This is a genomic window from Nocardioides panacis (genome assembly GCF_019039255.1).
In the GTDB taxonomy this organism is placed as follows: domain Bacteria; phylum Actinomycetota; class Actinomycetes; order Propionibacteriales; family Nocardioidaceae; genus Nocardioides_B; species Nocardioides_B panacis.
Genome location: NZ_CP077062.1, coordinates 4,736,879 through 4,749,193, shown reverse-complemented (window position 1 = coordinate 4,749,193; position 12,315 = coordinate 4,736,879). Strand labels below are relative to the sequence as shown.

Here is a 12,315-nt window from a genome sequence, read left to right as displayed (position 1 = left end):
GGTGCGCGTCGGACCGGGTCAGTGGTGGATCCGGCCCTCCATCGAGGCGAGCCGCTCGCCCTTCCCGCCCCAGCGGAGCGCGATGATCTCCGCGGCGATGCTGACCGCGGTCTCCTCCGGGGTCCGCGCACCGAGGTCGAGCCCGACCGGCGAGGACAGCCGGCCGATCTCCTCGTGGGTGAGGCCGGCCTCCTCGAGCCGCGCCATCCGGTCCTCGTGGGTGCGCCGGGACCCCATCGCCCCGACGTACGCGACCTGCTGGTGGTCCGGCAGCCGCAGCGCCACCTCGAGCAGGGGGACGTCGAACTTCGGGTCGTGGGTGAGCACGCAGAGCACGGTGCGCTGGTCGATGCGGCCGGCCTCGATCTCCTCACGGAGGTACTTGTGCGGCCACTTGACCACCACCTCGTCGGCCGACGGGAAGCGCGAGTTGGTCGCGAACACCGGACGGGCGTCGCAGACGGTGACCTTGTAGCCGAGGAAGTTGCCCATCCGGGCCACCGCCGCGGCGAAGTCGATCGCGCCGAAGACCAGCATCCGCGGCGCCGGGGCGAACGACCACACGAAGACCCGCATGCCCTCGCCGCGGCGCTCGCCGTCGGGGCCGTAGGTCAGCGTCTGGTCGTGCCCGGACGCGAGCAGGCCCAGGGCGTCGTCGGCCACCGCGGCGTCCGCGCGCGGCGAGCCGATGGACCCCGAGCGCTCACCGTCGTCGGGGCGCACCACCATCCGCCGCCCGATCCATGCCGGGTCCGGGTGCTCCACGACGGTGGCGACGGCCACCGGGCGGCCGGCCTCGACGTCCTCGGCGATGGCGCCGAGCTCGGGGAACGTGTGCACGTCGATCTTCTCGACGTACACGTCCAGGATGCCGCCGCAGGTCAGCCCGACCGCGAAGGCGTCGTCGTCGCTGACCCCGTAGCGCTGCAGCTTGGGGGCACCGGTGCCGACCACGGACTGGGCGAGCTCGTAGACCGCGCCCTCGACGCAGCCGCCGGACACCGACCCGACGGCCTCACCGGACGGGCCGACGAGCATCGACGCGCCGGGGGGCCGGGGGGCCGAGCGGAACGTCGCGACGACGGTGCCGACCCCGATGGTCTTCCCGTCCCGCCACCACCGCATCAGCTCGGGGAGCACTTCACGCATGGGCGACCACCTCGATCAGGTCCTCGAAGGTGGCGAGCGAGTGACCCGCCACCAAGTCGTCAACGTAGGGCAGGGCCGCCACGATTCCCTGCTGCACCGGCAGGTAGCCGTCCTTGCCGACGTGCGGGTTCACCCAGACCACCCGGTGGGCGATCCGGTGCAGCCGGCTCATCTGCTCGCCGAGCAGCGACGCGTCGCCGCGCTCCCAGCCGTCGCTGAACACCACGACGACCGCGCCGCGGGCCAGCCCGCGCTGCCCCCAGCGGTCCATGAAGATCCGCAGCGTCTCGCCGAGCCGGGTGCCGCCCGACCAGTCCGGGACGGTCTCGCCGGCCGCGATGATCGCCCGCTCGGCGTCCCGCATCCGCATCGCCCGGGTCACCCGGGTCAGCCGGGTGCCGAGCGTGAACACCTCGGTCCGGGGCGGTGCGCCGCGGGTCGGCCGGGGATGGCTGAACCGGTGCGCGAGCCGCAGCAGGGCGTCGGCGTACGCGCTCATCGAACCGGAGACGTCGACCAGCAGCACCACCCGGCGCGGCCGGGTGGAGCGCCGCCGGTAGGCGATCTCGCCGGGCTCCCCCATCCGCCGGAGCATCAGCCGCAGCGTCCGCTGGGCGTCGACGTCGCCGCGGTGCCACGGGGTACGTCGCTGGGCGCTGCGGTGCGGCGCGCGCGGCTGGAGGGTCTCGAACATCGCCGCGAGGCGGGCCTTCTCCGACGCCGGCATCTCGGCGATGTCGCGCTGCCGGAGCACCTCCGCCTCGCTGGCCATCGCGTGCAGGGTGTCCTCGTCGAGCTCGTCGCCGGCACCGCCGGACTCGCCGGTCTCCAGCGCGGCCTGCTGGACCTGCCGCTCGTCCTTCGGCGCCCGCCCCATCGGCCGGTCCGAGGTCAGGAACCAGGCCTCGAATACCTGGTCGTAGCGGTCCAGGTCGTCGGGGCCGGAGCACAGCGTGGCCCGGCCGGCCCAGTAGGTCGCGCGCTGGTCGTCGAGCCCGACCAGGGAGGTCGCCTCGAGGTAGGCCTGGCTGCGGTCCTGGGTGACCGGAACCCCGGCGGCGCGCAGCGCCCGGGCGAACCCGAGCAGCAGCTCGTCCGCGTCGTGGTGGTGCGGCGCCAGGATCGACTCGGTCACGGCGTCACGCGGTCAGCATCCGGTCCAGCGCCTGCCGGACCCGCTGGGCGTCCTCGCGGTACTTCACCACGGCGCCGAGCGTCCGGGCGGCGTTCTCCACGTCGAGCTCGCCGGCGCCGAGGGCCTCCAGCGCACGCGCCCAGTCGAGGGTCTCGGCCACGCCGGGGGGCTTGAGCAGCCCCTCCGCCGTACGCAGGCGCTGGACCATCGTGGCGACCTGCCGGGCCAGGGTCTCGGAGACCTCCGGCGCCCGGGACCGGACGATCGCGATCTCCCGGTCGAGGCCGGGGTGCTCGACCCAGTGGTAGAGGCAGCGGCGCTTCAGCGCGTCGTGCAGCTCGCGGGTCCGGTTGGAGGTGAGCACCACGATCGGGGGCGTCGCGGCGGTCACCGTGCCGAGCTCGGGGATCGTCACCTGGTAGGTCGAGAGCACCTCCAGCAGGAAGGCCTCGAACTCGTCGTCGGCCCGGTCGATCTCGTCCACGAGCAGCACCGCGGGGCTCTCCCGCAGCGCCCGCAGCACCGGTCGGGCGAGCAGGAACCGCTCGTCGAACAGGGACTCCTCGGCCGCGTCGGCGTCGCTCACCGCGCCGCCGCCGGCCGCCTCGAGGGCCCGCAGGTGCAGGATCTGCCGCGGGAAGTCCCAGTCGTACAGCGCCTGGCCGGCGTCGATGCCCTCGTAGCACTGCAGCCGGATCAGCGGCAGGTCGAGCGCCTCGGCGAACGCCTCCGCGAGCGCCGTCTTGCCGGTGCCCGGCTCCCCCCTCCAGCAGCAGCGGCCGGTGCATCTTCAGGGCGAGGTAGCCGATGGTGGCCAGCGAGTCGTCGCAGAGGTACCCGGTCTCACCGAGTCGCTTGGCCAGGTCGTCGGGCGAACCGACAGAGGTCTCTTGCATGAGCCCCAGCATCCCCCAAGGGAGCAACCCGGTGCACCGACCGTCCGGATAGTCCGTGACGGAATTGTTGTCTCCGGTACCCCGGAGCAACAAGTCCGTCACGGACTATCGGGGTCAGGAGGCGACGGTGAACCGCTTCCTGCTGTGCTGGGGGGTCTCCACCTCGTCCAGCAGCGCGGCGGCGTAGTCCTCGGCGCTGACGAAGTCGCCGGCCGGGGACTCCAGCCCGAGCCGGTAGGAGCCGGTGCGCTCGCCGGGGGCGATCACCGGTGCCGGGGACAGGTAGGTCCAGTCGGGCCCCTCGGGCAGCCCGCGCAGGTAGGCGAGGCTGTCCGCGCCGATCAGCGACTCGCTCTTGTAGGCCTCCGGGAAGTCCGGGCCGTCCACCAGCCGGACGCCGTCGACGAGCAGGCTGCCCGCCCCGCCCACGACCACCAGGCGGCTGTCGCCCAGCGTCTCCACCAGCGTCCGCACGGCCTGCACGAAGCGGCCCTCGTCGGCGCCGGTGCGGCTCGGGCCGACGGCGGACACCACGACGTCGTGGCTCGCGGCGACCCGGCGGGCCAGGTCTGCGTCCAGCGCGTCGCCCTGCTCGGGCTTCACGCCCTCGGGCAGCTCCCCGCCGGAACGGCTGACGCCGGTGACCTCGTGGCCGCGGGCCACCGCCTCCGCGGCGATCCTGCTGCCGACCATCCCTGTTGCCCCGTAGACCGCGATGCGCATGCTGTCGACCTCTCCTCGAATGACTGTTGTCGCTACAACAGTCATCGGTGGCCGGTTATTCCAGCAGGTCCTCGGGACGGTCCAGGTCCCGCCCGGTCGCCAGGTCGCCGCACTCGCAGGCCAGCGGCGCGTGGGTCCGGAAGTAGGTGCGCGCCCCGCGGTCCCCGGCGGCGGTCTCCACGACGCCGGCCCAGTGGTCCCGCCCGATCAGCACCGGGTGCCCCGGCTCCCCGCCGTACGTCGACCGCACCAGCGCCCCGGGTCCCCGGCCGGCGGCCAGCACCCGGCGCAGCACCCGCTCGTCGACGTCGGGCAGGTCCACCAGCGTGACCAGGGCCGCCTCGTCGCCCCGCCCGGACAGGGCCCGCAGCCCGGTCCGCAGCGAGGCGCCCATGCCCTCGTCCCAGTCGTCCGCGACGACCACGTCGACCGCGGGGTCCGCGGTCCAGCCGGCCTCGTCCAGCAGCGCCCGGGCCTCCCCGGCGGAGGCGCCCAGCACCACGGTCACCGTCGCGCAGCCGCCGTCCAGCAGCAGCCCGACGGCGCGGTCCAGGAACGGCACGCCGTGCGGGTCGCGCAGCAGGGACTTGGGCCCACCCATCCGTCGGCCCGCCCCGGCGGCGAGCAGCAGCCCGGCGACGCTCACGAGGCCGCGGACTCCATGTCCCGCAGCGCCCGCAGCACGTTGCCGGACCCGAGCGCCACCAGGTCGTCCTCGGACCAGCCTCGCGCGCGCAGCTCGTCGAAGAGCCGCGGGTAGCCCGAGACGTCCTCCAGGCCGGCGGGGAACGACACGGAGCCGTCGTAGTCGCCGCCGATGCCGACGTGGGCCAGGCCGGCGACGTCCCGGACGTGCTCGACGTGGTCGGCGACGTCGGCGACGGTCGGCGCGGGCGGCGCCACCGCCATCCGCTCCTGGAGCACCGGGTCGAGGTCCTCGAACCGGCGCGGGTCGCCGCCGCGCCCGGACACCACGTCCATGCTCTCGAACCACCACGTCGCCCAGTCCTGGCTGACGAACGGCGGCACGAACGTCACCATGCAGACGCCGCCGTTGCCGGCCAGCGAGGCGAGCACGTCGTCGGGCACGTTGCGGGGGTGGTCGCAGACGGCGCGCGCCGAGCTGTGGCTGAAGATCGCCGGAGCCGTGGCCACCGCGAGCGCGTCGCGCATCACGTCGGCGGAGACGTGCGAGAGGTCCACGAACATGCCGATCCGGTTCATCTCGCGGACCACGTCGCGACCGAAGTCGGAGAGCCCGCCGAGCACCGGCTCGTCGGTGGCCGAGTCCGCCCACGGGACGTTCTCGTTGTGGGTGAGGGTCATGTAGCGCACCCCGAGCGCGTGCATCATCCGCAGCGTGCCGAGCGAGGAGTTGATCGAGTGCCCGCCCTCCATCCCGCTCAGCGAGGCGATCCGGCCGGCCCGCATCGCGGCCTCCACCTCGTCCGCCGTGCGGCACAGGGCGAGGTCGTCGGGGAACGCCGCCACCAGCCGGTGCACGAAGTCGACCTGCTCGAGGGTCGCGGTGACCGCCTCGTCACCGGCCAGCGAGCACGGCACGAACACCGACCAGAACTGGCCGGCCACCCCGCCGGCGCGCAGCCGCGGGAGGTCGGTGTGCACGGCGCCCTCGCCGCCCGCCAGGTCGACCTTCGACAGGTCGTACCCGCAGTGCTCGCGCAGCGCCCAGGGCAGGTCGTTGTGCCCGTCGAGGACGGGGATCCGGCGAGCCGTCATCGAGTCATCGGGCGGGGGTCACCGGTGTGTTCGGGCGGGACAGCGGCACCCACAGCGTGAACCGGTCGGCACGGTACGTCGACCGCGAGACCTCCACGGCGATGTTGCCCGCGAACGCCCGCCGGGCGATCCGCAGCACCGGCGTGCCCTCGGGGATGCCGAGCAGCTCGGCCTCGTCCTTGCGCGCCAGGGCCGCGTCCACCGAGTCCTCGCCCCACGTGGGCAGCAGGCCGCGGCGCTGCAGCTCGACGTACAGGCTCTCGGGGAGCGCGTGGTCCAGGAAGTTCGGCAGGATGGCGTCGGAGAGGTAGGCGTCCTCGATGCACATCGGGGTGCCGTCGGCCAGCCGCAGCCGCTGCCAGTGCACGACCTTGTCGCCCTCGCCGATCTCGAGGGCGCGCGCGACGCCCGGCCCGGCGGACTCCATGCGGGCCAGCAGCGTGCGCGCGTCCGGCTTCATGCCCCGGCGGCCCATCTCCTCGGTGTAGCTGGAGAGCCGCACCTGGACGTCGATCTTGGCGCGCGCCACGAAGGTGCCCCGGCCGGGGACCCGCTCGAGCAGCCCCTCGGCGACGAGCGCGTCGAGCGCCTGCCGCACGGTCATCCGGGCCACGCCGAAGTGGTGCACCAGCTCCCGCTCGGACGGGGCCGGACTGCCAGGCTCGGCACCCTGGATCAGCCCCCGGACGTACTCGCGGACCTGGACGTGCTTGTGCACCGCCGGGCGCGAGCGATCTGGTGTGATCACGTCACCCATGACACCTCCCTCGGCCCCCTCGCGCCCACCATAGCGTCCCGGCCGGTGGCTGTGGCAGGGACCAAAGGACCCCCTGCCACCGCGGACACCCGACCCGGGCGGATCAGTCCGGAGTGCCGTCCGCGGCAACCGCGTCGAGCTGTCGGGCGTCCATCCGGGTCATCCGGTCCAGGACCGTCTCCCGGTCGGGGTGCCGCACCTCGTCCACGACGCGGCCGTCGGCGAGGAACAGCACCCGGTCGGTGAACGCCGCCGCGACCGGGTCGTGGGTGACCATCACGACGGTCTGCCCGAACTCGTCGACCGAGCGCCGCAGCAGCGTGAGCACCTCCGCGCCGGAGCGCGAGTCGAGGTTGCCGGTCGGCTCGTCGGCGAACACGATCGAGGGCCGGCTGGCCAGCGCCCGGGCCACCGCGACCCGCTGCTGCTGGCCGCCGGACAGCTCGTTGGGCCGGTGCGTGAGCCGGTCGCGCAGGCCGACGGTGTCGATGACCAGGTCGTACCACGCGGGGTCCGGGCGGCGGCCGGCGATCGAGAGCGGCAGCAGGATGTTCTCCTCGGCGGTCAGCGTCGGCACCAGGTTGAAGGACTGGAACACGAAGCCGATCTCGTCGCGCCGCAGCCGGGTCAGCTCCTTGTCGCCGAGCCGGCTGAGCTCGGTGTCGCCGACGAACACCGACCCGCTGGTGACGCTGTCGAGGGCGGCACAGCAGTGCATCAGGGTGGACTTGCCGGAGCCGGACGGCCCCATCACCGCGGTGAACTCGCCGGCGTAGAGCTCGACGTCCACGCCGTCCAGGGCGGTGACCGTGGCGTCCCCCGTGCCGTAGGTCTTGGTGAGGCCGACGGCGCGCGCGGCGGCCCGCCGCGGGGACGGGTCGGTGCTCGACTGCTCGGTCACGATGCGGTTCCCTCCGGTACGGCGCGCGGCACTCCGGCCCCACCGTAGTGCGACGGGCAACCGGCCCCGACGCAGACTGGGGGCGTGCCCCCCGAGGAGAAGACCGGTCCCGACGTCGACGCACGCCTCGAGGCCGCGATCCTCGACCTCCTGGGGAAGCGGGCACCCACCTCGACGATCTGCCCCTCCGACGCCGCCCGCGCGGTGCGGCCGGACGGCTGGCGGGACCTGATGGAGCCGGCCAGGCGGGCGGCCCGCCGGCTCGTCGCGGACGGCAGCGTGGTCGTCACGCAGGGCGGCCGGGTCGTCGACCCCGCGACCGCGACCGGGCCGATCCGGATCCGCCGGGCTGGCTGACGTGGCCCGTGAGGTCGGCCGGCTCCCGGCCCGCGACGTCGACCGGCTCGGCGCCCTGCCGTTCAGCTACGCCCCGGTGGGCGCGACCAGCGGGTCGACGTACCCCGCGGGCTTCCACCGGCTCGACCTCGAGGTCGCGGTGGGCCGGGGCGAGGCGGACCTCCGCCGGGCCGCGGAGACGCTGATGACCTGGCGGATGCACGCCGGAGCCGGGCTGCGGGTCGCCGCCGGATCGCCCCGCGTGCACACCGGCGCCGTCGTGCTGTGCCGGCTCGGGCCGCTGCGGATCCCCTGCCGCGTGGTGTGGGTGGTCGACGAGCCGACCCGGACCGGGTTCGCCTACGGCACGCTGCCCGGGCACCCGGAGGCCGGCGAGGAGTCGTTCGTGGTCCGCCTGGACGGCGACGTCGTGCGGCTGGCCGTGTCGGCGTACTCCCGCCCGGGGCTGCTGGTCACCCGGCTCGCCGGGCCGGTCGGCCGCTGGGGCCAGCGCCGGATGCTCGCCCGCTACGCCGGCGCGCTGCGGTGACCCGGGGGCTTCTGCTCAACGGCACCGTGGGCGCCGGGAAGACCTCGGTCGCCGCGGCAGTCGGCGACCTGCTCCGCGAGCGGGACGAGCCCCACGCGGTGCTCGACCTCGACGCGCTGCGGCAGGCCTGGCCGTCCCCGCCCGGCGACCGGTTCAACACCACGATCCTGCTGGCCAACCTGCGCGCGGTGTCGGCGAACGTCCGTGCCGCGGGCGCCCGGACGCTGGTGCTGGCCGGCGTCGTCGAGACGGCGGCCGACCGGGAGGCGCTGACCCGCGCGGCGGGCGTGCCGCTGACCTTCGTCCGCCTGACCGCGGACCCGGACCTGGTGCGGGCCCGGCTCCGGTCGCGGCACCGCGACGACCCGGACGGGCTGCGCTGGCACCTGGCGCGCTCGAGCGAGCTGGCCGACCTCCTGGCGGCCGCCGCGGTGGAGGACCACGTCGTCGACACCACCGCGGCGAGCGTGCCGACGGTCGCCGCACAGGTGCTGGCGCTGACCAGGCACTAGAACACCTGTTCGAAGCAGGGGTAGCATCGACGCATGACCGTGGAGTTCCAGACGTCGCTGTTCGACAGTCCCGACGACCTCGACTGCCCCGACGGCACCGGTGGACCCGACGCCGCCCTCGGGCCGCTCGGCGGCACGGTCACCCGGCACGTGCTCACCCGGGGCGCCTGGGTCGACGTGCGCCCGGGCTGGGTGTCCGGCTCGGACGAGCTGTTCGCCCGGCTGGTCACCGACGTGCCCTGGCACGCCGAGCGGCGGGTGATGTGGGACAACGAGGTGGCCGTCCCGCGGCTGCTGAAGTTCTACGCCGAGGACGAGCCGCTGCCCGACCCGCTGCTCGTGGAGGCCCGGCACGCGCTGGACCGGCACTACGCCGCCGAGCTCGGCGAGCGGTTCCGGTCGGCCGGGATGTGCTTCTACCGCGACGGCCGCGACAGCGTGGCCTGGCACGGGGACACCATCGGCCGGAGCAGCACCGAGGACACGATGGTCGCGATCCTCTCGCTCGGCGAGGCCCGGCGGCTCTCGCTGCGCCCGCGCACCGGGGGCGAGTCGATCTCGTTCCCGGTCGGGCACGGCGACCTGCTGGTGATGGGCGGCTCCTGCCAGCGCACCTGGGAGCACGCCGTCCTCAAGACCGCCCGCCCGGTGGGGCCGCGGATCAGCATCCAGTTCCGCCCGTACGGCGTCCGCTGACCCGTCCGGACGCGAGCAGGGCCCCGGCCGAAGCCGGGGCCCTGCTGTCATTCAGTGGACGGTCGGGACCGTCCGCGCGGCGGGACTCAGAAGTCCATGCCGCCCATGCCGCCGTCGCCGCCGGGCATGCCGGCCGGCGCCTTCTCGGGCTTGTCCGCCACGACCGCCTCGGTCGTGAGGAACAGCGCCGCGATGGAGGCGGCGTTCTGCAGCGCCGAGCGCGTGACCTTGGCCGGGTCGAGGATGCCCTCGGCGACCATGTCGACGTACTCGCCGGTGGCCGCGTTGAGGCCGTGACCCGGGGTCAGGTTGCGCACCTTCTCCGCCACGACACCACCCTCGAGACCGGCGTTGATCGCGATCTGCTTGAGCGGGGCCTCGGCCGCGAAGCGCACGATCTGCGCACCGGTGGCCTCGTCACCCTCGAGCTCGATCTTCTCGAACGCGGCGTCGGTCGCCTGGACGAGCGCGACGCCGCCACCGGCGACGATGCCCTCCTCGACGGCAGCCTTCGCGTTGCGAACGGCGTCCTCGATGCGGTGCTTGCGCTCCTTGAGCTCGACCTCGGTGGCCGCGCCGACCTTGATGACCGCAACGCCGCCGGCCAGCTTGGCCAGACGCTCCTGCAGCTTCTCGCGGTCGTAGTCGGAGTCGCTCTTCTCGATCTCCGCACGGATCTGGTTGACCCGCCCGGCGATCTGGTCGGCGTCGCCGGCACCCTCGACGATCGTCGTCTCGTCCTTGGTGACGACGACCTTGCGGGCCTGGCCGAGCAGCTCGAGGCCGGTCGACTCGAGCTTGAGGCCGACCTCCTCGGAGATGACCTGGCCGCCGGTCAGGATCGCGATGTCCTGGAGCATGGCCTTGCGACGGTCACCGAAGCCGGGAGCCTTCACGGCGACCGACTTGAAGGTGCCGCGGATCTTGTTGACCACCAGGGTGGACAGCGCCTCGCCGTCGACGTCCTCGGAGAGGATCAGCAGCGGCTTGCCGCTCTGCATGACCTTCTCGAGCACCGGCAGCAGGTCCTTGACGTTCGAGACCTTCTGGTTGGCGATCAGGATGTACGGGTCGTCGAGGACCGTCTCCATGCGCTCCGCGTCGGTGACGAAGTACGCCGAGATGAAGCCCTTGTCGAACCGCATGCCCTCGGTGAGCTCGAGGTCGAGGCCGAACGTGTTCGACTCCTCGACGGTGATGACGCCTTCCTTGCCGACCTTGTCCATCGCCTCGGCGATGATCTCGCCGACGGTGGTGTCACCGGCGGAGATGGAGGCGGTGGAGGCGATCTGCTCCTTGGTCTCGACGTCCTTGGCCATCGCGAGCAGCTGCTCGGTGATGGCGGTGACGGCGATCTCGATGCCACGCTTGAGCGACATCGGGTTCGCGCCGGCCGCGACGTTGCGCAGCCCCTCGCGAACCATGGCCTGGGCCAGGACCGTGGCGGTGGTGGTGCCGTCGCCCGCGACGTCGTCGGTCTTCTTGGCGACCTCCTTGACGAGCTCGGCACCGATCTTCTCGTAGGGGTCCTCGAGCTCGATCTCCTTGGCGATGGACACACCGTCGTTGGTGATCGTGGGGGCGCCCCACTTCTTTTCGAGGACGACATTGCGACCCTTGGGGCCGAGCGTCACCTTGACGGCGTCGGCGAGCGTGTTCATGCCACGCTCCAGGCCGCGCCGTGCTTCCTCGTTGAACGCAATAAGCTTCGGCATTCTCCGCGGTTCCTCACGCTGGAATGAATGGACTGGCCCGGGGGATGCCCGCGACGGACGATCTCCGCTGACCCGGCAGACCCTTCCCGCCGGCGCGTGGAGACCTCATCTTCCCGGTCCACTTGGCACTCTCGTGGTGAGAGTGCTACCTCATGTTTAGCACTCGCCCCTTGCGAGTGCAAGACGACGTGGGCGGGCTAGGTCTAGACCGACGTCAGCCACCCCCACGTGTCATTGACCCCTCTTCGGAGCCGGGCCTAACCTGAGGGAACCTCGTGGGTGCGACGGGGTTTCGGCCGGAGAACGCGAAAGCGCTCTCCGGCCTCTTCTTAAGCCAGCCGGCCCGCGACCATCGCCCCGAAGGCGGTCGCCACCTCGGGCACCAGGTCGAGGTAGAGCCCCGGCTCGGTGGCCTCGAGCTCCCCCACCGCGAGCGAGCCGTCGGCGAGCCGCATCAGGTCCACCCGGGCGTAGGCCAGCCGGGCCCCGAGCAGCCGCTCCGCGACCTGCACCGTCCGGGTGGCCAGCGCGGCGTGCGGCTCCTCCAGCGGTACGGCGCCGGAGCGGCCGCCGTACTCCTCGTGGACCCGGACCTCGCCGTCGCCGGGGACCTTGCGCACCTGGGCGACCGCCCGTCCGTCGATGGTGAACACCGAGACCTCGCCCTCGGTGCGCACCGACTCCACCAGCGGCTGCACCAGCCAGGGACCGTGGCCCCGGACCGGCAGGTCGGGGCGGTCCAGCACCACCACGCCCCGTCCTCCGGCCCCGACGACGGGCTTGCAGACCGCCACGCCGAACCCGCGGGCGGCGCTGACCACCTCGGCCCGGGTGCCGGCCAGCACGCTGGGTACGACGGGCAGCCCGGCTGCGAGCAGGTCGAGGAGGTAGGCCTTCTCGGTGTTCCACGCGAACACATCGGCGCCGTTGAGCAGCGCCGGCCCGACGCTCGCGGACCAGTCCAGGAACTCCTCGCGCCGCGACTCGTAGTCCCAGGTGCTGCGGACCGCGACGACCCCGGCCCGCGACCAGTCGACGTCCGCGTCGTCCCAGGCCACCCAGCGCGACGTGAGGCCGCGGGCCGCGAGGTCCTCGACCAGCAGGTGACCGTCGGTCTCTCCGTCGGGCAGGGGGGCGCAGGTCACGAGCAGGACGTCGGCGGACATGGGCGGGACGCTACCGATCGGCGCGACCGGTTTGCGACA

The 12,315-nt window shown here is 73.4% G+C and carries 14 protein-coding genes; 4 read left to right on the top strand and 10 right to left on the bottom strand.

The genetic code is table 11. The features are described 5' to 3' along the window. Positions 1–18: 18 nt before the first annotated feature. The 8 genes from KRR39_RS23215 to KRR39_RS23180 all read right to left on the bottom strand — a co-directional run bounded on the left by KRR39_RS23215 (position 19) and on the right by KRR39_RS23180 (position 7,301). Positions 19–1,149 (bottom strand): XdhC family protein, encoded by a 1,131-nt coding sequence (locus KRR39_RS23215; protein WP_216939709.1) that lies wholly within the window; start codon positions 1,147–1,149, stop codon positions 19–21. After that, entirely contained in the window at positions 1,142–2,284 is a 1,143-nt protein-coding gene (locus KRR39_RS23210) for a vWA domain-containing protein (RefSeq protein ID WP_254185367.1), read from the bottom strand. The genes KRR39_RS23215 and KRR39_RS23210 overlap by 8 nt, the downstream gene beginning before the upstream one ends. A gap of 4 nt (positions 2,285–2,288) precedes the next feature. After that, positions 2,289–2,990, bottom strand: a complete 702-nt coding sequence (locus KRR39_RS25720) for an AAA family ATPase (protein WP_436972067.1) — start codon at positions 2,988–2,990, stop codon at positions 2,289–2,291. Between the two features lie 304 nt (positions 2,991–3,294). Further along, entirely contained in the window at positions 3,295–3,903 is a 609-nt protein-coding gene (locus KRR39_RS23200; protein ID WP_216939708.1) for an NAD(P)-dependent oxidoreductase, read from the bottom strand. A 55-nt stretch (positions 3,904–3,958) separates the two neighbouring features. Further along, the gene (locus KRR39_RS23195) at positions 3,959–4,549 is read right to left on the bottom strand and encodes a nucleotidyltransferase family protein (protein ID WP_216939707.1); all 591 of its coding nucleotides are present in this window, start codon (positions 4,547–4,549) and stop codon (positions 3,959–3,961) included. Next, the gene (locus tag KRR39_RS23190; protein ID WP_216939706.1) at positions 4,546–5,643 is read right to left on the bottom strand and encodes a dipeptidase; all 1,098 of its coding nucleotides are present in this window, start codon (positions 5,641–5,643) and stop codon (positions 4,546–4,548) included. Before KRR39_RS23190 ends, KRR39_RS23195 begins: the two co-directional genes overlap by 4 nt. A 4-nt stretch (positions 5,644–5,647) precedes the next feature. Beyond that, positions 5,648–6,400 carry a GntR family transcriptional regulator gene (locus tag KRR39_RS23185; RefSeq protein WP_216939705.1) on the bottom strand — a complete coding sequence of 251 codons (753 nt, stop codon included), beginning with the start codon at positions 6,398–6,400 and terminating at the stop codon, positions 5,648–5,650. Positions 6,401–6,503: 103 nt separating this feature from the next. After that, positions 6,504–7,301 carry an ABC transporter ATP-binding protein gene (locus KRR39_RS23180; protein WP_216939704.1) on the bottom strand — a complete coding sequence of 266 codons (798 nt, stop codon included), beginning with the start codon at positions 7,299–7,301 and terminating at the stop codon, positions 6,504–6,506. Between the two features lie 84 nt (positions 7,302–7,385). Between KRR39_RS23180 and KRR39_RS23175 the strand changes: the two genes are divergently transcribed. Genes KRR39_RS23175 through KRR39_RS23160 form a run of 4 tightly spaced genes read left to right on the top strand, consistent with a single transcriptional unit; the run spans position 7,386 to position 9,395 of the window. Beyond that, complete coding sequence (locus KRR39_RS23175) at positions 7,386–7,658, top strand: DUF3253 domain-containing protein (RefSeq protein ID WP_216939703.1); 273 nt, start codon at positions 7,386–7,388, stop codon at positions 7,656–7,658. 1 nt (position 7,659) lies between these two features. After that, entirely contained in the window at positions 7,660–8,187 is a 528-nt protein-coding gene (locus tag KRR39_RS23170) for a DUF1990 domain-containing protein (RefSeq protein ID WP_254185366.1), read from the top strand. Further along, on the top strand, positions 8,184–8,699 hold the full coding sequence (locus tag KRR39_RS23165; protein WP_216939702.1) for an AAA family ATPase: 516 nt from the start codon (positions 8,184–8,186) through the stop codon (positions 8,697–8,699). The genes KRR39_RS23170 and KRR39_RS23165 overlap by 4 nt, the downstream gene beginning before the upstream one ends. A gap of 33 nt (positions 8,700–8,732) precedes the next feature. After that, positions 8,733–9,395: an alpha-ketoglutarate-dependent dioxygenase AlkB gene (locus KRR39_RS23160; RefSeq protein ID WP_216939701.1), complete on the top strand. Its 663-nt coding sequence runs from the start codon at positions 8,733–8,735 to the stop codon at positions 9,393–9,395. A gap of 86 nt (positions 9,396–9,481) precedes the next feature. On the opposite strand, the gene groL is transcribed toward KRR39_RS23160, so the two are convergent. Then, a complete protein-coding gene (gene groL, locus KRR39_RS23155; RefSeq protein ID WP_216939700.1) occupies positions 9,482–11,110 on the bottom strand; it encodes a chaperonin GroEL in 1,629 nt (542 codons plus the stop codon). Positions 11,111–11,439: 329 nt separating this feature from the next. Then, entirely contained in the window at positions 11,440–12,276 is an 837-nt protein-coding gene (locus KRR39_RS23150; protein WP_216939699.1) for an ATP-grasp domain-containing protein, read from the bottom strand. Positions 12,277–12,315 lie beyond the last annotated feature (39 nt).

What these genes read in the sequence shown, in the direction of transcription:
- KRR39_RS23160 (WP_216939701.1), top strand. Translation starts at nt 8,733, where the DNA reads ATGACCGTGGAGTTCCAGACGTCGCTGTTCGACAGTCCCGACGACCTC.
- KRR39_RS23190 (WP_216939706.1), bottom strand. Translation starts at nt 5,643, where the DNA reads ATGACGGCTCGCCGGATCCCCGTCCTCGACGGGCACAACGACCTGCCC.
- KRR39_RS23150 (WP_216939699.1), bottom strand. Translation starts at nt 12,276, where the DNA reads ATGTCCGCCGACGTCCTGCTCGTGACCTGCGCCCCCCTGCCCGACGGA.
- KRR39_RS23200 (WP_216939708.1), bottom strand. Translation starts at nt 3,903, where the DNA reads ATGCGCATCGCGGTCTACGGGGCAACAGGGATGGTCGGCAGCAGGATC.
- KRR39_RS23185 (WP_216939705.1), bottom strand. Translation starts at nt 6,400, where the DNA reads ATGGGTGACGTGATCACACCAGATCGCTCGCGCCCGGCGGTGCACAAG.
- KRR39_RS23215 (WP_216939709.1), bottom strand. Translation starts at nt 1,149, where the DNA reads ATGCGTGAAGTGCTCCCCGAGCTGATGCGGTGGTGGCGGGACGGGAAG.
- groL (WP_216939700.1), bottom strand. Translation starts at nt 11,110, where the DNA reads ATGCCGAAGCTTATTGCGTTCAACGAGGAAGCACGGCGCGGCCTGGAG.